14 protein-coding genes are annotated in these 21,020 nt (G+C 32.4%); 13 read left to right on the top strand and 1 reads right to left on the bottom strand.

Annotated features, from left to right (window positions below; all coding sequences use genetic code 11):
• Window positions 1–17 precede the first annotated feature (17 nt).
• The 6 genes from HMPREF2642_RS10710 (at window position 18) to pyk (ending at window position 9,611) form a co-directional block, all read left to right on the top strand.
• Window positions 18–3,221 (top strand): DNA polymerase III subunit alpha, encoded by a 3,204-nt coding sequence (locus HMPREF2642_RS10710; RefSeq protein WP_070597857.1) that lies wholly within the window; start codon window positions 18–20, stop codon window positions 3,219–3,221.
• 329 nt (window positions 3,222–3,550) lie between these two features.
• Window positions 3,551–4,780, top strand: a complete 1,230-nt coding sequence (locus tag HMPREF2642_RS10705; protein WP_070597856.1) for an NADP-dependent malic enzyme — start codon at window positions 3,551–3,553, stop codon at window positions 4,778–4,780.
• A 106-nt stretch (window positions 4,781–4,886) separates the two neighbouring features.
• A complete protein-coding gene (gene accD / locus HMPREF2642_RS10700; protein WP_002434776.1) occupies window positions 4,887–5,744 on the top strand; it encodes an acetyl-CoA carboxylase, carboxyltransferase subunit beta in 858 nt (285 codons plus the stop codon).
• Window positions 5,744–6,688 carry an acetyl-CoA carboxylase carboxyltransferase subunit alpha gene (locus HMPREF2642_RS10695; RefSeq protein WP_002434660.1) on the top strand — a complete coding sequence of 315 codons (945 nt, stop codon included), beginning with the start codon at window positions 5,744–5,746 and terminating at the stop codon, window positions 6,686–6,688. Before accD ends, HMPREF2642_RS10695 begins: the two co-directional genes overlap by 1 nt.
• 177 nt (window positions 6,689–6,865) lie before the next feature.
• A complete protein-coding gene (pfkA, locus tag HMPREF2642_RS10690) occupies window positions 6,866–7,834 on the top strand; it encodes a 6-phosphofructokinase (RefSeq protein ID WP_002434701.1) in 969 nt (322 codons plus the stop codon).
• 19 nt (window positions 7,835–7,853) lie between these two features.
• A complete protein-coding gene (pyk, locus tag HMPREF2642_RS10685; RefSeq protein WP_070597855.1) occupies window positions 7,854–9,611 on the top strand; it encodes a pyruvate kinase in 1,758 nt (585 codons plus the stop codon).
• Between the two features lie 136 nt (window positions 9,612–9,747).
• Here the strand turns inward: pyk and HMPREF2642_RS10680 are convergent, their stop codons facing one another.
• On the bottom strand, window positions 9,748–11,103 hold the full coding sequence (locus HMPREF2642_RS10680) for an amino acid permease (protein WP_023350119.1): 1,356 nt from the start codon (window positions 11,101–11,103) through the stop codon (window positions 9,748–9,750).
• Window positions 11,104–11,451: 348 nt separating this feature from the next.
• Here HMPREF2642_RS10680 and HMPREF2642_RS10675 point away from each other — a divergent pair, with 348 nt between their 5' ends.
• From HMPREF2642_RS10675 to coaE, 7 genes are all read left to right on the top strand, one after another.
• Window positions 11,452–12,570 (top strand): citrate synthase, encoded by a 1,119-nt coding sequence (locus tag HMPREF2642_RS10675; protein WP_002434679.1) that lies wholly within the window; start codon window positions 11,452–11,454, stop codon window positions 12,568–12,570.
• 54 nt (window positions 12,571–12,624) lie between these two features.
• Window positions 12,625–13,893 carry an NADP-dependent isocitrate dehydrogenase gene (icd, locus tag HMPREF2642_RS10670; protein WP_023350121.1) on the top strand — a complete coding sequence of 423 codons (1,269 nt, stop codon included), beginning with the start codon at window positions 12,625–12,627 and terminating at the stop codon, window positions 13,891–13,893.
• 283 nt (window positions 13,894–14,176) lie between these two features.
• On the top strand, window positions 14,177–14,887 hold the full coding sequence (locus HMPREF2642_RS10665) for a response regulator transcription factor (RefSeq protein ID WP_002434702.1): 711 nt from the start codon (window positions 14,177–14,179) through the stop codon (window positions 14,885–14,887).
• A complete protein-coding gene (gene pnpS, locus HMPREF2642_RS10660; RefSeq protein WP_023350122.1) occupies window positions 14,887–16,584 on the top strand; it encodes a two-component system histidine kinase PnpS in 1,698 nt (565 codons plus the stop codon). Before HMPREF2642_RS10665 ends, pnpS begins: the two co-directional genes overlap by 1 nt.
• A gap of 293 nt (window positions 16,585–16,877) precedes the next feature.
• Window positions 16,878–19,508 (top strand): DNA polymerase I, encoded by a 2,631-nt coding sequence (polA, locus tag HMPREF2642_RS10655; RefSeq protein ID WP_070597854.1) that lies wholly within the window; start codon window positions 16,878–16,880, stop codon window positions 19,506–19,508.
• Window positions 19,509–19,523: 15 nt separating this feature from the next.
• On the top strand, window positions 19,524–20,396 hold the full coding sequence (mutM, locus tag HMPREF2642_RS10650; RefSeq protein ID WP_002436128.1) for a bifunctional DNA-formamidopyrimidine glycosylase/DNA-(apurinic or apyrimidinic site) lyase: 873 nt from the start codon (window positions 19,524–19,526) through the stop codon (window positions 20,394–20,396).
• A 15-nt stretch (window positions 20,397–20,411) separates the two neighbouring features.
• Complete coding sequence (coaE, locus tag HMPREF2642_RS10645; protein WP_002436006.1) at window positions 20,412–21,011, top strand: dephospho-CoA kinase; 600 nt, start codon at window positions 20,412–20,414, stop codon at window positions 21,009–21,011.
• The last annotated feature ends 9 nt before the right edge of the window (window positions 21,012–21,020 follow it).

Raw genomic sequence — 21,020 nt, 5'->3', positions numbered from 1 at the left:
GGAAGGAGTATACAAACATGGTTGCGCATTTAAATATTCATACTGCATACGATTTATTGAACGCAAGTTTGAAAATTGAAGATGTGGTCAATAAAGCTAAAAATGAAGGTTATCGTGCGCTTGCAATTACAGATACCCATGTTTTATATGGCTTTCCTAAGTTTTATGATGCGTGTATAGCAAAAGATATTCATCCGATTTTTGGCATGACGATAACATTAACTGATGGTTTATATACAGTTGAAACAGTCGTATTAGCTCAAAATAATGAAGGGTTAAAAGCGCTATATCAACTTTCTTCTGCAATTAAGATGAAAGAAAAAGAGGAAGTACCTTTAGAATGGCTAAAACGTTACGATAAAAATCTAATTATTATCTTCAAAGATATTGATAATACTCACAAACAAATTATTGAAGCATTTAATGATAAAATACATGTTTATATCAATCATACGAGTAATGATATTGTTAATAGAAAAAAAGTATGGCTTAAGTCAGCAAGATATTTGAATAGAGAAGACGCTGATACCATTTCTGCTTTACAAGCCATCAAAGATAATTCTAAATTAGATATTATTAACGATAGTAAAGATTTTGGTGAGCATTTTCCTGATCAGAAGGAATTTGAAGAGTTAGAAATCGATGAGAAAATAAAACAAAATACTGAAGACATCGTAGACTTATGTAAAGCTGAATTGGTATATCATCAATCGTTACTGCCTCAATATGTCACACCTGATGGAGAAGTTTCAAAAGATTATCTATGGTCAGTATTAATTCGTAAATTAAATGATTGGAATTTAAATAACGATCAGTATTTAAATCGACTTAAGCATGAATATGAAATTATAACTAAAATGGGATTTGAAGATTATTTCCTTATAGTTAGTGACCTTATACATTACGCTAAAACACATGACGTAATGGTTGGACCTGGTCGTGGTTCTTCAGCTGGTTCATTAGTCAGTTATTTATTAGAAATAACAACTACCGATCCAATTAAATTTAACCTACTCTTTGAAAGATTTTTAAATCCAGAGAGGGTAACTATGCCTGATATAGATATTGACTTTGAAGATACAAGACGTGAAAAAGTGATTCAATATGTTCAAGAAAAATATGGTGAACTCCATGTTTCTGGTATTGTTACATTTGGTCATTTACTTGCTAGAGCAGTTGGGCGTGATGTCGGAAGAATTATGGGCTTTGATGAAACGACTTTAAATGAGATATCTAAATTAATTCCTCACAAGTTGGGGATTACTCTAGATAAAGCATATCAAGAAGAGGACTTTAAGTCTTTTGTTCACCGAAACCACCGAAATGAACTATGGTTTGAAATGAGTAAAAAATTAGAAGGCTTACCTAGACATACATCAACACATGCAGCAGGAATTATTATTAACGATCAACCTTTATATAAATACGCGCCACTTACATTGGGTGATACAGGTTTATTAACACAATGGACTATGACAGAAGCGGAACGTATTGGTTTATTAAAAATCGATTTTTTAGGTTTACGTAACTTATCTATTATTCATCAAATAGTTAATCAAGTTAAGAAAGATTTAGATGTTGATATAGATGTCGAAGCGATTCCATTTGATGATAAAAATGTTTTTAAACTTTTATCTCAAGGTGATACTACAGGTATTTTCCAACTAGAATCAGAAGGCGTTAGAAGTGTGCTAAAAAGACTTCAACCAGAGCATTTTGAGGATATTGTTGCCGTAACATCTCTATATCGTCCAGGACCTATGGAAGAGATACCAACATATATTACTCGTAGACATGACCCTTCAAAAGTAGAATATTTGCATAATGATTTAGAATCCATTTTAAAAAGTACGTATGGTGTCATTATTTATCAAGAGCAAATAATGCAAATTGCAAGTAAATTCGCTAACTTTAGTTATGGTGAAGCGGATATCTTACGAAGAGCTATGAGTAAGAAGAATCGTGCAGTATTAGAAAATGAACGTCAACACTTTGTTAATGGCGCCAAACAAAATGGATACAACGAACAAATAAGTAAACAAATTTTTGACTTAATACTTAAATTTGCTGATTACGGTTTCCCTAGAGCGCACGCAGTGAGCTATTCTAAAATAGCCTACATTATGAGTTATTTAAAAGTGTATTATCCAAACTATTTCTATGCCAATATTCTAAGTAATGTTATAGGTAGTGAAAAGAAAACTTCTGCCATTATAGATGAAGCGAAGCATCAAAAATTAAATATTTTACCACCTAATATCAATGAAAGTCATTGGTATTATAAAGCAACTTCAAAAGGTATTTATTTATCTCTAGGAGCTATAAAAGGTGTAGGATACCAGAGTGTTAAAACGATTGTTGATGAAAGATATAATAATGGCAAGTTTAAAGATTTTTTTGATTTTACACGAAGAATTCCTAAAAGGGTTAAAAGTAGAAAATTATTAGAAGCTTTAATTTTAGTTAGTGCGTTTGATCATTTTGGTAAAAATAGAGCTACTCTATTACAAACTATTGATCAAGTTTTAGATACAGCCTCCGATGTCGAGCAGGATGATATGCTTTTCGACATATTAACTCCGAAACAAGCTTATGAAGATAAAGAAGAGTTACCTGATAAAATGCTTAGTGATTATGAAAAAGAGTATTTAGGCTTCTACATATCTAAACATCCGGTTGAGAAAGAATTTGATAAAAAGCAATACTTAGGAATTTATAAATTAGGTAATGCTCAAAATCACCAACCTATATTAGTACAATTTGATGCAATTAAACAAATAAGAACTAAGAATGGACAGAACATGGCCTTCGTAACCCTTAATGATGGAATGTTGTTAATGTACGGTGTGATATTTCCTGATAAATTCAAGAAATATGAAACTTCAATATCTAATGAAGAAATGTATATAGTCATCGGTAAATTTGAAAAAAGAAATCAACAACTACAACTTATTATAAATCAGATCATTGAAGTGAATGAATTTAAAAATCAAAAGATTAAAGCATCTAAAAAAGTGATTCTACGTGATACGCAATTGATTTCAGATAAGTTGCAAGAAATGATAGTAGACACACCAATTGAGAAAAATAACATTTTAGAGATTAGTTCGTTTAATGAACAAAATAATGATATAAAACACTTAGGATATATAAATAAAGATGATGAGACAATTTATCAACTTATCGAGTCTGTAAAACCTAGTGATATTAGGTTTATATAACTTTTATCAATTTTTAAACTATGGTATAGTTAACTGATGGTTAAGATAATAACCATCAGTTTTTCTTTGTAATTATTTTTTGTTTTGGTTATACACTGTTTAACTTATAATCGAAAGAAAAAATAATTTTAATAAATAAGAATAGTATCACGAAGAATTATTTAAATTAACGTATTCATTTACATATGAGATGCGTTTCTAACTATTCTTAAAATGAAGTATATTGGGTTTTTAAATATTAGAAATACTAGATTCAACATTCACGATTTTTATCTAATAAGTACAGTTATTTTTTAACTTTAAAATTATTTAAAATAGGGGTTGATTTCATGTCTTTAAGAGACGATGCATTAGAGATGCACAAAGAGAATCAAGGTAAATTAGAAATTACACCAAATATAAAAGTAACTAATAAAGAAGAGCTTAGTTTAGCTTATTCACCTGGTGTTGCTGAAGCTTGTAAGGAGATTCATGAAGATTCAAGAAAAGTTTATGATTATACAATAAAGGCAAACACTGTAGCAGTGGTAACTGATGGGACTGCTGTTCTTGGTTTAGGTAATATTGGAGCAGAAGCTAGCATTCCTGTTATGGAAGGTAAAGCGGTATTGTTTAAAAGCTTTGCTGGTATCAACGGCGTACCTATTGCATTAGATACGACAGACACTGATGAAATTGTTAATACTGTGAAATTACTACAGCCTAATTATGGTGGTATTAATCTTGAAGATATTTCAGCACCGAGATGTTTTGAAATAGAGGAAACATTGAAAAAAGAAACTAATATCCCAGTATTCCATGACGATCAACATGGTACAGCAATTGTTACTATGGCTGGTTTAATCAATGCTTTAAGAATTGTTGATAAAGATTTATCAGATATTAAAGTTGTACTAAATGGAGCTGGAGCTGCTGGAATTGCTATTGTAAAACTTTTATATTCTTATGGTGTTAGAGACATGATTATGTGCGACTCTAAAGGAGCTATTTATGAAGGGCGACAACATGGTATGAATGATACTAAAGCTTATGTTGCTAACTGGACAAACAAAGATAAAATCGATGGTTCTTTAGAAGAAGTTATTAAAGATGCAGATGTATTTATTGGTGTATCTGTAGCAGACTTATTAACTAAAGATATGGTTAAGAGCATGGCAGATGATCCAATTATCTTTGCTATGGCAAATCCTAACCCTGAAATCAAACCTGATGATGCTAAAGAAGCAGGTGCTAAAGTCATTGGTACAGGACGTTCAGATTTTCCTAACCAAATTAATAATGTCTTAGCTTTCCCTGGCATTTTTAGAGGTGCATTAGATGTTGAAGCAACTCACATCAATGAAGATATGAAAAAAGCGGCTGTAGAAGCAATTGCAGACTTAATTGAAGAGGATGAACTTAATCCTGATTATTGTATTCCTGGACCTTTTGATAAAAGAGTTGCGCCATCTGTTGCTAGAAGCGTAGCCAAAGCTGCTATGGAATCAGGGGTTGCAAGAATCGAAGTTAACCCTCAAGATATTTATGATAAAACAATGAAAGTGACAGATTTAAAATAATTTTGAAGTTGATTTATATGCTAGTTACAATATAGTTTTTTCATGAGCATATTGAATCAGGAAATTTAAAAAATGGTAGTAACAGAGGTTATTTGGAGGTTTACCAATGTTTAAAGATTTTTTTAATCGAAGTAAGAAAAAGAAATATTTAACAGTTCAAGATTCTAAACAAAATGATGTGCCAGCTGGGATTATGACTAAATGCCCAAAGTGTAAAAAAATTATGTACACTAAAGAATTAGCTGAAAATCTAAATGTGTGCTTCAATTGTGATCACCACATCGCACTCACTGCACATAAGAGAATTGAAGCTATTTCAGATGAAGGGACATTTGTAGAATTCGACAAGGGCATGACCTCTGCGAATCCATTAGATTTCCCTGGCTACATTGAAAAGGTAGAGAAAGATCAACAAAAGACAGGATTAAATGAAGCTGTAGTTACTGGTACTTCTGAACTTGATGGTATTAAATATGGAGTGGCCGTAATGGATGCCCGTTTTAGAATGGGAAGCATGGGATCAGTAGTAGGTGAAAAAATCTGCAGAATTATAGATTACTGTACTGAACACCGTCTACCATTTATTCTCTTTTCAGCAAGTGGTGGTGCCAGAATGCAAGAAGGCATTATTTCACTTATGCAAATGGGAAAAACAAGTGTATCACTTAAACGTCATTCTGATGCAGGCTTATTATATATCTCATATATAACTAACCCGACAACTGGAGGGGTTTCTGCAAGTTTTGCTTCAGTAGGAGATATTAATTTAAGTGAACCTAAAGCGCTTATAGGTTTTGCTGGTAGACGTGTCATTGAACAAACTATTAATGAAAAGTTACCTGATGACTTCCAAACGGCTGAATTTTTATTAGAGCATGGTCAATTAGATAAAGTTATTCATCGTAAAGATATGAAAGAAACGCTTTCTAATATCTTAAATATCCATCAAGAGGTGAGTAAATAATGTTAGATTTTGAAAAGCCACTTTTTGAAATAAGAAATAAAATTGAATCGTTAAAAGAATCTCAAGAGAAAAATGAAGTTGATCTACAAGAAGAAATAGATATGCTTGAAGCGTCGCTTGAGAGAGAAACTAAAAAAGTTTATACCAATTTGAAGCCTTGGGATCGTGTACAGATTGCTCGCTTACAAGAACGTCCAACTACTTTGGATTATATACCTTATATTTTCGACTCATTTATTGAGCTTCATGGAGATAGAAATTATAGAGATGACCCTGCCATGATTGGTGGAATTGGTTATCTAAACGGACAAGCTGTCACTGTAGTCGGCCAGCAACGTGGTAAAGATACAAAAGATAACATTTATCGTAATTTTGGAATGGCTCATCCAGAGGGATATCGTAAAGCTCTTCGTTTAATGAAACAAGCTGAAAAGTTTAACCGTCCGATCTTTACTTTTATTGATACAAAAGGTGCTTATCCAGGTAAAGCAGCTGAAGAACGTGGTCAGAGTGAATCAATAGCTAAAAATCTAATTGAAATGGCATCACTGACAGTCCCTGTTATCGCAATCGTTATTGGTGAAGGCGGTAGTGGTGGTGCGCTTGGTATAGGTATATCTAATAAAGTACTTATGCTTGAGAATAGTACTTATTCAGTTATTTCACCTGAAGGCGCTGCTGCTTTACTTTGGAAAGATAGTAATTTAGCTAAAATTGCTGCTGAAACTATGAAAATTACAGCTAATGATCTTAAAGGTTTAAATATTGTTGATGAAGTGATTAATGAACCTTTAGGTGGTGCTCATAAAGATATAGAATCACAAGCTTCAACAATTAAAGAAGTTTTTGTGAAACACCTAAATGAATTGAACCAAAAATCTGGTGAAGATTTAGCTAATGATCGTTTCGAGAAATTTAGACATATAGGATCAGTTGTAGAATAAATTATTAAGAGTTAATTGTCTTGATTAAAGGCTATTAGCTCTTTTTTATGATTTTAGAAAAAATTCATTATTTAAAACGTTTACATCCGTTGAAAGGCTTTCTTTTGATGGAACAGTAAAATAAATTGTGGTAATTTAGAGTTAAAGATAAATCTAGTTAAAGAAAGGTATGTCGTCATGAAAAAAATTGCAGTTTTAACTAGCGGTGGAGATTCACCAGGTATGAATGCTGCAGTTCGAGCAGTCGTTCGTACAGCAATTTACAATAATATTGAAGTTTATGGGATTTATCATGGTTACCAAGGTTTACTTGACGATGATATTCACAAGCTTGAATTAGGCTCTGTAGGGGATACAATTCAACGTGGAGGTACGTTCCTATTTTCAGCTAGGTGCCCTCAATTTAAAGAAGAAGATGTGCGTAAGAAAGGTATTGAAAACCTTCGTAAACGTGGTATTGAAGGCTTAGTTGTCATTGGGGGCGATGGTAGTTATCGCGGTGCTCAACGTATTAGTGAAGAATGTAAGGAAATTCAAACTATTGGAATACCTGGTACTATTGATAATGATATTAATGGTACAGATTTCACTATAGGTTTTGACACCGCTTTGAATACAATTATTGAATCGGTCGATAAAATTAGAGATACTGCATCAAGTCATGCTCGTACTTTTATAGTAGAAGTAATGGGTCGAGACTGTGGTGATTTAGCGTTATGGGCAGGATTGTCTGTTGGCGCAGAGACGATTGTAGTACCTGAAGTTCATACAGACATTAAAGATGTTGCAGAAAAAATTGAACAGGGTATAAAAAGAGGTAAGAAACATTCTATCGTTATGGTCGCTGAAGGATGTATGAGTGGCCAAGAATGTGCTGATGAATTAATGAAATACATCAATATTGATACTCGAGTATCAGTTTTAGGTCATATTCAGCGTGGAGGAAGCCCTTCTGGAGCTGACCGTGTGTTGGCTTCAAGGTTAGGTGGACACGCTGTAGAATTACTTAAACAAGGTGAAACTGCTAAAGGTGTGGGTATTAAAAATAATCAATTAACTGCTACACCATTTGATGATATCTTTGGAGAAAGTAATCATAAATTTGATAAAGATATGTATCAATTAGCTAAAGAATTATCAATATAAATTATGGGAGGATTATATAATGAGAAAGACTAAAATTGTATGTACTATAGGACCAGCTTCTGAATCGGAAGAAATGCTTGAAAAATTAATTAACGCGGGTATGAACGTTGCGCGTTTAAACTTCTCTCATGGTAGTCATGAAGAACATAAAGCAAGAATTGATACAATACGTAAAGTTGCTAAACGTTTAGATAAAACTGTTGCACTATTATTAGATACTAAAGGGCCTGAAATTCGTACGCATAATATGAAAGATGGCGTTATTGAATTAGAAAAAGGTAAAGAAGTTATTGTAAGTATGAATGAAGTTGAAGGTACTCCTGAGAAATTCTCAGTTACTTATGAAGACTTAATTAACGATGTAAATGAAGGTTCTTATATCTTATTAGATGACGGTTTAGTTGAACTACAAGTTAAAGAAATTAATAAAGATAAAGGCGAAGTTAAATGTGATATCTTAAATACAGGAGAATTAAAAAATAAAAAAGGTGTTAACTTACCAGGAGTAAAAGTTAATTTACCAGGTATCACTGATAAAGATGCTGATGATATCCGCTTTGGTATCAAAGAAAATGTTGATTTTATCGCAGCAAGTTTCGTAAGACGTCCTAGTGATGTTTTAGATATTCGCCAAATTCTTGAAGAAGAAAAAGCTCATATCACAATTTTCCCTAAAATTGAAAACCAAGAAGGTATCGATAATATTGACGAAATATTAGAAGTTTCTGATGGTTTAATGGTTGCTCGTGGTGACATGGGTGTTGAAATACCACCAGAAAAAGTACCTATGGTTCAAAAAGATTTAATTAGAAAATGTAATAAATTAGGTAAACCAGTTATTACTGCAACTCAAATGTTAGATTCAATGCAACGTAATCCTCGTGCAACTCGTGCGGAAGCAAGTGACGTTGCTAATGCCATTTATGATGGTACTGATGCAGTTATGTTATCAGGTGAAACTGCAGCGGGATTATACCCAGAAGAAGCAGTTAAAACGATGAGAAATATCGCAGTTTCAGCTGAAGCAGCGCAAGATTATAAAAAATTATTATCTGACCGTACTAAGTTAGTTGAAACATCTCTTGTTAATGCCATTGGTGTTTCTGTAGCACATACAGCACTTAATTTAAATGTTAAAGCAATTGTTGCTGCAACAGAGAGTGGATCAACTGCACGTACGATTTCAAAATATCGTCCACACTCTGATATTATCGCTGTTACTCCTAGTGAAGAAACTGCACGTCAATGTGCGATTGTTTGGGGCGTTAATCCTGTAGTTAAAGAAGGACGTAAAAACACTGATGCATTACTCAATAATGCAGTAGCAACTGCAGTTGAGACTGGTAGAGTTTCTAATGGAGACTTAATCATTATTACTGCAGGTGTACCTACTGGTGAAAAAGGTACAACAAACATGATGAAAATTCACTTAGTAGGTGATGAAATTGCTCGTGGCCAAGGCGTAGGTCGTGGATCAGTAGTAGGCCATGCTATTGTTGCTGATAGTGCAAGTGGCTTAGAGGGTAAAGATTTATCTGATAAAGTCATTGTTACTAACTCTGTTGATGAAACATTAGTACCTTATGTCGAAAATGCTATTGGTTTAATTACTGAAGAGAACGGTATCACTTCACCAAGTGCAATCGTTGGTTTAGAAAAAGGTATTCCAACAGTAGTTGGTGTTGAAAAAGCTACTAAAGAAATTAAGAACGATATGTTAGTTACTGTTGATGCAGCTCAAGGAAAAATCTTTGAAGGCTACGCTAACGTACTATAATTTAATTTAAATATAATTTTACATGACTGAGGCATTATTTATAATGTCTCAGTTTTTGTGTTTTAAAACTTGAATGGTGATAAAAAAATACCAGCGTTAGACATTTCAATTCTAACGCTGGTATTAATTATTATTATTACGCGTGTTTGCTTACCTTTTTGTATCGTAAATACATGAGACCTAAAATAATAAACCAAATAGGTGTTAAATAGATAGCTCTTCTAGTATCGACATTTACAAATAATAAGCCGAAGACAAAAATGAAGAAAATTAATATTGCATATCCCATATATAGACCACCAGGTAATTTATAAGTTGCCTTTTTATGTAACTCTGGATTATTTCTACTGTAATTGATATAAGCAATAATAATCAATGCCCATACAACTAAAAATAGTACAGTTGAAATAGTTGTAACATAAGTAAATACCTTAGTAGCGTCAGGGAAAATATAATTTAACAACGCTGCAATTAGCAATAATGCTGATGAAGCTATAATAGCTGTGTGTGGTACACCGTTTTTGTTCGTTTTAGAGAAGGCTGGTGGAGCTTGTTCTTGATTAGATAGTCCGTACAGCATTCTACTATTTGAAAAGATACCACTATTACATGATGATGCAGCAGCAGTTAAAACCACAAAGTTAATTATTCCAGCTGCAAATGGTACTCCAATTAAAGCGAATAATTTAACGAAAGGGCTGTTATCTGGATCAACTTTGTACCAAGGAATGATTGACATAATTACTGCTAATGCCCCAACATAGAAAATTAATATTCTAATAGGTACACTATTGATTGCCTTTGGTATAGTTTGTTCAGGATCTTTCGTCTCTCCAGCAGTAACACCAATCATTTCGATTCCTACGAATGAAAATAGTGCCATCTGGAATGACATGAAGAACCCTGAAGCCCCTTTAGGGAATATTCCATGGTTGTATAAATTAGTTAAACTTGTATGTCCGAATTGTGTTTTGAAAGCAAAAAGAATCATGACAATACCTACAACGATTAAAGCAATAATTGTGGCAATTTTAATGATTGCAAACCAAAATTCTAATTCACCAAATAATTTGGCGCTTAGTAGGTTAAATGACATTAAGATTAATACACAAAATAAAGCACTAATCCAATTAGGTATTTCAGGGAACCAAAAACTAACATATTTAGCTACCGCTGTAACTTCAGCCATACCAGTAATAATCCAACATAACCAATATGTCCACCCTGTAATAAATCCAGCAAATGGTCCTATGTATTTATTAGTAACATCCGCAAATGATTTAAAATTAGTGTTTTGAATTATAATTTCTCCCAATCCACGCATAAACATGAATAACATAAATCCTATAATGATATAGGTAAGCAATATTGAGGGACCCGTCATTGCAATTGTTTGACCGGCACCAAGGAATAACCCCGTTCCTATAGCGCCTCCAATGGCGATTAATTGAACATGACGATTGCTCAATTCTCTTTGTAAATTTTCAGCCATAAGACATCTCCCTTACTATAAGATATTTATATTATGCACTTATAAGGCTATTTATACAATTCTTTTCGCAAAAAAGTGTGAAAATTCACTAAAATGTATATTTATATTTTGTAATCATTCTTGATAACTAAACGAAAACATCACAATATTTTTGAAATTTGATGAGTTATATACTATGTAAAGTTTAATTTCACGCTCTTTTAAAGATGTTAACATACATTAAGGTCAAGCTAATATACCATTTTTACATGTTTAAAGTTATTTATAATGTTTCACAAATTGTTTGAATTTAGCTATAATACTAGGTGAAAGCCATTTCATAAAGAAATAGTAAAGGGGAAATTTATCATGGCAGAATTACAAAGAGGTTTAGAAGGGGTTATTGCAGCTGAAACTAAGATCAGCTCAATAATTGACAGTCAATTGACATATGCGGGCTATGATATTGATGATCTCGCAGAAAATGCCCAATTCGAAGAAATTATTTTCTTACTTTGGAATTATAGACTTCCAAATAAAGAAGAATTAAAAGAATTGAAAGAAAAATTATTTGAGTTTATGACTCTAAACGAAAGAGTTTATAAACACTTTGAAGAGTATGTAACTGATGATGTTCATCCTATGACAGCGTTACGTACATCTGTATCTTATATTGCTCATTTCGATCCAGATGCTGAAGATGAATCTGAAGATAAAAAGTATGAAAGAGCAATTCGTATTCAAGCAAAAATTGCTTCATTAGTTACGGCTTTCGCAAGAGTAAGAGAAGGGAAAGAACCTGTTAAACCTAATTCAGAATTAAGTTATGCAGCGAACTTCTTATACATGTTAAGAGGCGAACTTCCAACTGACATTGAAGTTGAAGCATTCAATAAAGCTTTAATTTTACATGCCGATCATGAATTAAACGCATCTGCATTCACTGCTCGTTGTGCTGTTTCATCACTATCTGATATGTATTCAGGTATTGTTGCTGCTGTAGGTTCATTAAAAGGGCCTCTACACGGTGGTGCAAATGAACGTGTAATGGCAATGTTAAAAGAAGTAGGTAGTACTGATAATGTTGATAGTTACCTTGATGAGAGATTCGCTAATAAAGATAAAGTAATGGGCTTTGGTCACCGTGTATATAAAGATGGTGATCCACGTGCTAAATATTTACGTGAAATGAGCCGTAAAATTACTGAAGAAACTGGTCAAAGCGAATTATTTGATATTTCATTAGCTATTGAAAAGCGTATGAAAGATGAAAAAGGCTTAATTCCAAATGTTGATTTCTTCAGTGCAACTGTTTATCACAGTATGAACATTCCTCATGATTTATTTACACCAATCTTTGCAGTAAGTCGTACTTCTGGTTGGATTGCTCATATATTAGAACAATATCGAGACAACAGAATTATGAGACCAAGAGCTCAATATATTGGTGAGAAAGATCGTAAATATGTTCCTATTGAAGAAAGATAATAAAATAACATATAGTATTTAGTGAAAGTTTAAATATACTTGGAGGTTAGATTTATGTCAGCAGAAAAAATTACTCAAACTAATGAAGGTTTAAATGTACCAAACGAACCAATTATTCCATTTATTATTGGTGATGGAATTGGACCAGATATTTGGAAAGCTGCAAGTCGCGTTATTGATGCAGCAGTAGAAAAAGCTTACAACGGCGAAAAACGTATTGAATGGAAAGAAGTTTTAGCTGGACAAAAAGCTTATGATGAAACAGGAGAATGGTTACCTCAAGAAACTTTAGACACGATTAAAGAATATTTAATCGCTGTTAAAGGACCTTTAACTACGCCAATTGGTGGCGGGATCCGTTCACTAAATGTTGCTTTAAGACAAGAATTAGATTTATTTACTTGCTTACGTCCTGTTCGTTGGTTCCAAGGTGTACCATCTCCAGTTAAACGTCCTGAAGATGTAGACATGGTTATTTTCCGTGAAAACACTGAAGATATCTACGCAGGTATTGAATTTAAAGAAGGAACTTCAGAAGTTAAAAAAGTAATTGATTTCTTACAAAATGAGATGGGAGCTACTAACATCCGCTTCCCAGAAACTTCAGGTATTGGTATTAAACCTGTATCTAAAGAAGGTACAGAACGTCTTGTTAGAGCAGCTATTCAATATGCTTTAGATAACAATCGTAAATCTGTGACTTTAGTGCATAAAGGTAACATTATGAAATTCACTGAAGGTTCATTCAAACAATGGGGTTATGACTTAGCTCATAATGAATTTGGTGATAAAGTATTTACTTGGCAACAATATGATGAAATTGTTGAAAAAGAAGGTAAAGATGCAGCAAATGAAGCTCAAGATAAAGCTGAAAAAGAAGGCAAAATTATTATCAAAGATTCAATTGCTGATATCTTCTTACAACAAATCTTAACTCGTCCAGCTGAACATGATGTAGTAGCAACTATGAACTTAAATGGTGACTACATTTCAGATGCTTTAGCTGCACAAGTTGGCGGTATTGGTATCGCTCCAGGTGCTAATATTAACTACGAAACAGGCCACGCTATCTTTGAAGCAACTCATGGTACAGCTCCAAAATACGCTGGATTAAATAAAGTTAATCCATCATCAGAAATTTTAAGTTCAGTTCTAATGTTAGAACACTTAGGTTGGCAAGAAGCTGCTGATAAAATCACTGATTCAATTGAAGCAACTATCGCTTCTAAAATTGTAACTTACGATTTTGCTCGTTTAATGGATGGCGCTGAAGAAGTTTCAACTTCAGAGTTCGCTGACGAGTTAATTAAAAACTTAAAGTAAACTAAATTAGATTTAAAAATAAATAAGATACTAATCTTTGTTGGGTTGGCGAAAGCCAACCCTTTTTTTAAAGATTATGTAAAAATGTAAGTTATCATTATCTTTTTACTTCAAAAGATGATAGGTTAATTAATGTTAAGACAATATTAAACAAATATTTTCTTAATATATGTGCAAATATATTTGTTTTGTTAAGTTTATGTAAAATTGATGTGTAGCTATGTTATTTTTATTTGAACTTCAGTTATAATGAAATTGTAATAACAAAATAGGGAGGCACACCATGTCACAAAAAGTATTAGTGGTTGATGATGAACAATCAATCGTGACCTTACTAAAGTATAATTTAGAAACAGCAGGATACATAGTTGAAGTCGCGTATGACGGCGAGGAAGCATTAAAAAAGGTTGAAGAAGAGCAACCTGAACTTATTGTATTGGACGTCATGTTACCTAAGAAGGATGGTATTGAGGTGTGTAAATCAATTCGATCTGACAAAAATTTAGTACCTATTTTAATGTTAACCGCAAAAGATGATGAGTTTGATCGTGTTTTAGGACTTGAACTAGGTGCTGACGATTACATGACAAAGCCATTTTCACCTAGAGAAGTGGTTGCAAGAGTTAAGGCTATTTTAAGACGTTCTAAGTTTGTTAATGAAATTGAGAAAGAGGACACAGATGAGGAAGACATCATCATCGACTCTATTCGTATACGTCCTGAATTCTTTGAAGTATATAAAGATGAAGAATTATTAGAGTTAACTCCTAAAGAATTCGAATTATTATTATACTTAATTGAAAGACAAGGCCGTGTCATTACACGAGAGCATATGCTCAATTCAGTTTGGAATTATGAATTTGCTGGCGACTCTCGAATCGTCGATGTACATATTAGTCATTTAAGAGATAAATTGGAAGAGAATCCAAAACAACCTAAATTAATTAAAACAGTGCGAGGATTAGGTTATAAATTGGAGAGACCTAAAGCTTAATGCTAAAGTTTCATCATCGTCTATTATTATTAATTAGTACTATAACAATAATTAGTTTTATTGGTTTAGGTGCAATTATTCACAACACAATTTATCAAACTTTAACTAGCAATCAAATCAATGAATTAAGAAATGAAGCACATAATTATGTCAATTTACTAAATCATAAAAAAGGTGAAGAGATTGACAACCTTGCTGATAATCAACAAAATATCGTTGTTATAAAAAACGAAGCTGATGGACACATCATTTTTTCATCAGGTGATAGTAAAAAGATAGATAGTAGAATTGATAATGCAGCCAATCCTTCTAACTTAATTACTAAAAAAACTAATATCGGTACACGCTATACTTTTAAAGATAATATAGGTAACAAAACCGTATACATAAGTGGAATTAATGATGAAATCATAGATTTACAAAGAGAAATGTGGAAATACCTTTCTATAATAGGCGTCATAGTGTTATTCACAGTTTACTTAGCTAGTAGAAGTATCAATCGAACATATATAAGACCTATTAATGAAGTGACGTATGCAACATCATTATTGGCAGATGGTTATTATCATGTTCGTGTTCCTGAAAGTAATGTTAAGGAAACACGAGCACTTTTTGTAACAACGAATGAGCTAGCCAGAAGATTGCAGAAATTGAACAATAGTCAAAAAATACAATCAAATCGTTTGAAAACAACACTTGAGAATATTCCAAGTTCTGTTTTAATGATTGATAAACATGGCGAAATAGTTGTTGCGAACCATGCTTACTATGAAGTATTTAGTCCGGATCAACAGGTTGAAAATAAGAATTATATTGGTTTTATAGATGATAGTATTGAGAAGCTAATAATAGAAAGCTTTAGAACTGAGAAGGTAATCTATGATCAAATTGAAGTAGACATAAATAATGTACATACTAAATACTTTGATGTATCATGTGTCCCAATTTTGTCCAAATCTAAGAAGAAATTACAAGGTATGGTTGTCGTACTTCATGATATTACTAACCTTCAAAAATTAGAAAATCTTAGAAGAGAGTTTGTGGCTAATGTGTCACATGAATTGAAAACACCAATTACTTCTATTAAAGGTTTTGCGGAGACGCTTATTGAAGGTGCTAAAAATGATGAGCAATCTCTTGATATGTTCTTGAACATCATTTTGAAAGAATCTAATAGAATAGAATCGTTAGTTATGGATTTATTGGATTTATCGCATATCGAACAACAAACCGAGATTGAAACGAACTATATGAATTTATCTGAATTAGCTTATAATACGATTGATAACTTGCAGACTCAAGCTATAAATAAAAATATTGAAATTCAACCTGAAATTGAAAAAGATGTCATAATAGAAGCTCATGAAAATAAAATTGCTCAAGTTATTACTAACTTACTTTCAAATGCGATTAATTATTCTCTTGAGGACAATAAGGTTATTGTACGAGTATTTAGAGAGGGTAAAAAGGTTAATTTAGAAATTCAAGATTTCGGAATTGGTATTAGCGCCAAGGATCAAAAACATATCTTTGAACGTTTCTACAGAGTAGATAAAGCGAGAAGTAGAGATTCTGGCGGTACAGGTTTAGGTTTATCAATAACTAAACATATTGTCGAAGCCCATAACGGACGAATCAACATAAATAGTAGACTTGGAGAAGGTTCGACCTTCAAAGTTACTTTTATAGATGAATAATTTTGAGGAACTGCAATGTCATTTTTGACATTGCAGTTTCTTCTTTTGAAAAGCTTTTTGTTGTATACATTTAACTTTATGTTAGAAGTCTTAAATTCGTTAAGAGTAAAAAAGAGGAACACATTAGCTAAAGACTAATGCGTAAGTGGTACTAAGTATTTCAATGTTCAATTGTGCTGGTAAAGGATTACATTTGCTGATGCAAATGCACTAAGGACCGCTAAACTCTATATTCGTTAAGCGTTCCTATGTATGCTAAAATGTATGTAAATCAGTTCTGGAGGTTACGTATTTTGGATAAATTAGTGTTAATAGATGGTAACAGTTTAAGCTTTAGAGCGTTTTATGCTTTACCATTACTTTCTAATAAAGCTGGTATTCATACAAATGCTATATATGGCTTTGCGATGTTGCTTGAGAAAATTATTAAAGAAGAACAACCCAATCACTTTTTAGTTGCATTTGATGCTGGTAAAACTACTTTCAGACATTCTAAGTACAGTGAATATAAAGGTGGACGTCAAAAAACACCACCAGAATTAAGTGAACAATTTCCTTATATTCGTCAATTATTAGATGCTTATCACATTAAACACTATGAATTAGAAAATTATGAAGCGGATGACATTATTGGCACGCTAAGTAGAGTGGCTGATAAGGCTGGTTTCGAAACGATTATTATTACAGGGGATCGAGATTTAACACAATTAGCTACTGATAATGTCACAATTTATTACACTAAAAAAGGTGTGACAGATGTAGATCACTACACGCCAAGTTTTATAGCTGAAAAATATGATGGGCTACAACCGAAACAAATCATTGATATGAAAGGTCTCATGGGAGATACTTCAGATAATATTCCAGGGGTTGCTGGCGTTGGTGAAAAAACTGCAATCAAACTTCTTAAACAATTTACTTCTGTAGAAGGTGTTTATGAACATATTGATGATGTCACAGCTAAAAAATTAAAAGAAAAACTCGTGAATAGTAAAGATGATGCCTTGATGAGTAAAGACTTAGCTACAATTAATGTTGAAAGTCCCATTGAGGTTAATCTAAATGATACAAAATTAGAAAATCAAGATGATAATACTAACAAAATAGAATTGTTTAAAAAGCTTGAATTTAAACAATTATTGGCAGATATTGATGAAGAAGCTAATAACGATGTAGTTAACGAAAAGACCTTTGAAATTGAATCGGATTTTCAACATATCAACTTTGATAGTTTAGAGCATGCAATTATTCATTTTGAATTAGAGGGCACAAATTATCTTAAAGATAATATCCTAAAATTCGGTTTTTATGCTGATGATTCACATGTGGTCATTAATGCTGAAGATATTAAGCAATATCAAGATTTAGTCCAATGGTTAGAAGATAAAAATACGACTAAAACTGTATACGATGCCAAAAAAACTTATGTGGCTGCGCATCGTTTAAATATCGATATTCAAAATGTGCAGTTTGATGTAATGTTGTCTAGTTATATTATTGATCCTTCTCGTTCAATAGATGATGTAAAATCAGTAGTTTCACTTTATGGACAGAATTATGTTAAAGATAATGTGTCAGTTTACGGTAAGGGGAAAAAACATCAAGTTCCTGAAGAAGAAGTATTAAATAAACATGTAGCTTCAATCACAGAGGCAATTGCTAACTCTAAACCTGAAATGGAGGCTCAATTAGAAGAGTATAATCAAGTTGAGTTACTCAAAGATTTAGAATTACCACTTGCTAAAATTTTAAGTGAAATGGAAGAAATTGGTATTTATACTGATGTTGAAGACTTAAAACAAATGGAGAACGAAATCCAAGAAAAATTAGATGTTTTAATTAAAAACATTCATGAAGCTGCAGGAGAAGAATTTAATATTAATTCTCCTAAACAATTAGGAGTAGTTTTATTTGAAACGCTAAAACTACCTGTTATCAAGAAAACTAAGACAGGCTATTCAACAGCAGTAGACGTATTAGAACAATTGCAGGGAGAGCATCCAATTATTGAACATATATTGGAGTATAGACAATTGTCAAAATTACAATCAACTTATGTTGAAGGATTACAAAAAGTGATTAGTAAAGATCAGAGAATTCACACACGTTTTAATCAAACGTTAGCACAAACAGGTAGACTTTCAAGTGTAGATCCAAACTTACAGAATATACCTATTCGTTTAGAAGAAGGAAGAAAAATTAGAAAAGCCTTTAAACCTACAGATAAGGATAGCGTAATCTTATCGGCTGACTATTCACAAATAGAGTTACGTGTGCTTGCACATATTACTCAAGATGAAAGTTTGAAAGAGGCATTTATTAATGGTAACGATATTCATACTGCGACAGCTATGAAAGTATTTAACGTAGAAGCTAATGAAGTAGATAGTTTAATGCGTAGACAAGCCAAAGCAGTAAACTTTGGTATTGTGTATGGAATTAGCGATTATGGCTTAAGTCAAAGTTTAGGAATTACACGTAAAAAAGCGAAAGCTTTTATAGATGATTACTTAGCTAGTTTTCCTGGTGTAAAACAATACATGTCTGACATTGTTAAAGATGCAAAAGCAGATGGATATGTTGAAACACTTCTACATCGACGTCGTTATATTCCAGATATTACAAGTCGTAATTTCAACTTAAGAAGTTTTGCAGAAAGAACAGCAATGAATACCCCGATACAAGGTAGCGCAGCAGATATTATTAAATTAGCTATGGTTAAGTTTTATGAAAAAGTTAAAGATACTAATTATCACGCGACATTATTATTGCAAGTTCATGATGAATTGATTTTCGAGTTGCCTAAATCTGAAGTCGAAGATTTTAGTAAGTTTGTTGAAGAAATTATGGAACAAGCTTTAGATTTAGATGTACCTCTAAAAGTAGATTCAAGTTATGGACCAACATGGTATGACGCTAAATAAGGAAAGGATTAAAATATGCCAGAATTACCAGAAGTTGAACATGTTAAAAGAGGTATAGAACCTTTTGTAATAAATGAAAAAATTGATAAAGTTATTTTTTCAGAGAAGGTAATCGAAGGTAAAAATAATCAAAGAGAAACAATTATAAAAGGTATAGAGTTAGATAGTTTTAAAAAATTAACTGAAGGTTATGTTATATCTGAAGTTCTTAGGCGTAGTAAGTACATCGTTTTTCATATTGAAAAAGACAATGATCATAGAATTTTGATAAGTCATTTAGGTATGGCAGGAGGATTTTTTGTAGTAGATGATTTAGAAGAAATTGGAACGCCAAATTACCGTAAACATTGGCAAGTGATTTTCGAACTTAACAATGGTAAAAAATTAGTTTACTCAGATATTAGACGTTTTGGAGAAATTAGAAATATTGCCAATTATGAAAGTTATCCTCCTTTTCTAGAAATAGCTCCAGAACCATTTGATAAAGAAGCAATGATACATTATCTAAGTTGTTTTGATATTAATAAATACGCTAATAAACCTATTAAACAAATGATTTTAGATCATAAAGTGATTGCCGGTGCTGGTAATATTTATGCTTGTGAAGCACTTTATAGAACTGGTATTCGACCTGATAAAATTGCTAACTCATTGAGTCATCAACAAAAAGAGATGTTATTTTATTATGTTCGAGAAGTTCTTGAAGAGGGTATTAAATACGGTGGAACAAGTATTTCTGATTATCGCCATGCTGACGGTAAAACCGGAGAAATGCAATTGCATTTAAATGTTTATAAACAGAAATATTGTAAAACATGTGGGCATGAAATAGAAACAAAAGTGATTGCCACTAGAAATAGTCATTTTTGCCCAAATTGTCAGAAATAAAGGAAGCGTGAAAATATGCCAAAGATTATTGGACTAACAGGTGGAATCGCAACTGGTAAATCAACAGTCTCAGAATTATTAACTGCTTATGGATTTAAGGTTGTTGATGCGGATGTTGCATCTCGAAAAGCTGTTAAGAAGGGTTCAAAAGGATTAGATCAAATAAGAGAGAAATTTGGTCAAGAAGCAATTGACGACAATGGTGAGATGAATCGTAAATATGTTGGAGAACTTGTCTTTAATAATCCAGAACAACGAATAGAACTTAATAAGATAGTTCATCCTATTGTTAGAGAAATAATGGAAGAAGAGAAGAATCACTACCTAAATGAGGGATACAATGTCATTATGGATATTCCTTTGTTATTTGAAAATGATTTACAAGATACTGTTGATGAAGTTTGGGTAGTTTACACTTCTGAAAGTATTCAAATTGAACGTTTAATGGAAAGAAATGATTTATCACAAGAAGATGCTAAGGCACGTGTGTATAGTCAAATATCTATTGATAAGAAAAGTAGAATGGCTGATCATGTCATAGACAATCTAGGTGATAAACTTGAATTAAAACAAAATTTACAACAACTTCTTGAAAAAGAAGGTTATATCGATTAATAAAGTTAG

The organism is Staphylococcus sp. HMSC055A09 (genome assembly GCF_001809655.1).
In the GTDB taxonomy this organism is placed as follows: Bacteria; Bacillota; Bacilli; order Staphylococcales; family Staphylococcaceae; genus Staphylococcus; species Staphylococcus capitis.
This window is presented reverse-complemented; position numbering and strand designations above follow the sequence as displayed.

Bases quoted from the DNA above. Each gene is read 5' to 3' on its own strand.
- HMPREF2642_RS10710 (WP_070597857.1), top strand. From the start codon at position 18: ATGGTTGCGCATTTAAATATTCATACTGCATACGATTTATTGAACGCA.
- HMPREF2642_RS10705 (WP_070597856.1), top strand. From the start codon at position 3,551: ATGTCTTTAAGAGACGATGCATTAGAGATGCACAAAGAGAATCAAGGT.
- accD (WP_002434776.1), top strand. From the start codon at position 4,887: ATGTTTAAAGATTTTTTTAATCGAAGTAAGAAAAAGAAATATTTAACA.
- HMPREF2642_RS10695 (WP_002434660.1), top strand. From the start codon at position 5,744: ATGTTAGATTTTGAAAAGCCACTTTTTGAAATAAGAAATAAAATTGAA.
- pfkA (WP_002434701.1), top strand. From the start codon at position 6,866: ATGAAAAAAATTGCAGTTTTAACTAGCGGTGGAGATTCACCAGGTATG.
- pyk (WP_070597855.1), top strand. From the start codon at position 7,854: ATGAGAAAGACTAAAATTGTATGTACTATAGGACCAGCTTCTGAATCG.
- HMPREF2642_RS10680 (WP_023350119.1), bottom strand. From the start codon at position 11,103: ATGGCTGAAAATTTACAAAGAGAATTGAGCAATCGTCATGTTCAATTA.
- HMPREF2642_RS10675 (WP_002434679.1), top strand. From the start codon at position 11,452: ATGGCAGAATTACAAAGAGGTTTAGAAGGGGTTATTGCAGCTGAAACT.
- icd (WP_023350121.1), top strand. From the start codon at position 12,625: ATGTCAGCAGAAAAAATTACTCAAACTAATGAAGGTTTAAATGTACCA.
- HMPREF2642_RS10665 (WP_002434702.1), top strand. From the start codon at position 14,177: ATGTCACAAAAAGTATTAGTGGTTGATGATGAACAATCAATCGTGACC.
- pnpS (WP_023350122.1), top strand. From the start codon at position 14,887: ATGCTAAAGTTTCATCATCGTCTATTATTATTAATTAGTACTATAACA.
- mutM (WP_002436128.1), top strand. From the start codon at position 19,524: ATGCCAGAATTACCAGAAGTTGAACATGTTAAAAGAGGTATAGAACCT.
- coaE (WP_002436006.1), top strand. From the start codon at position 20,412: ATGCCAAAGATTATTGGACTAACAGGTGGAATCGCAACTGGTAAATCA.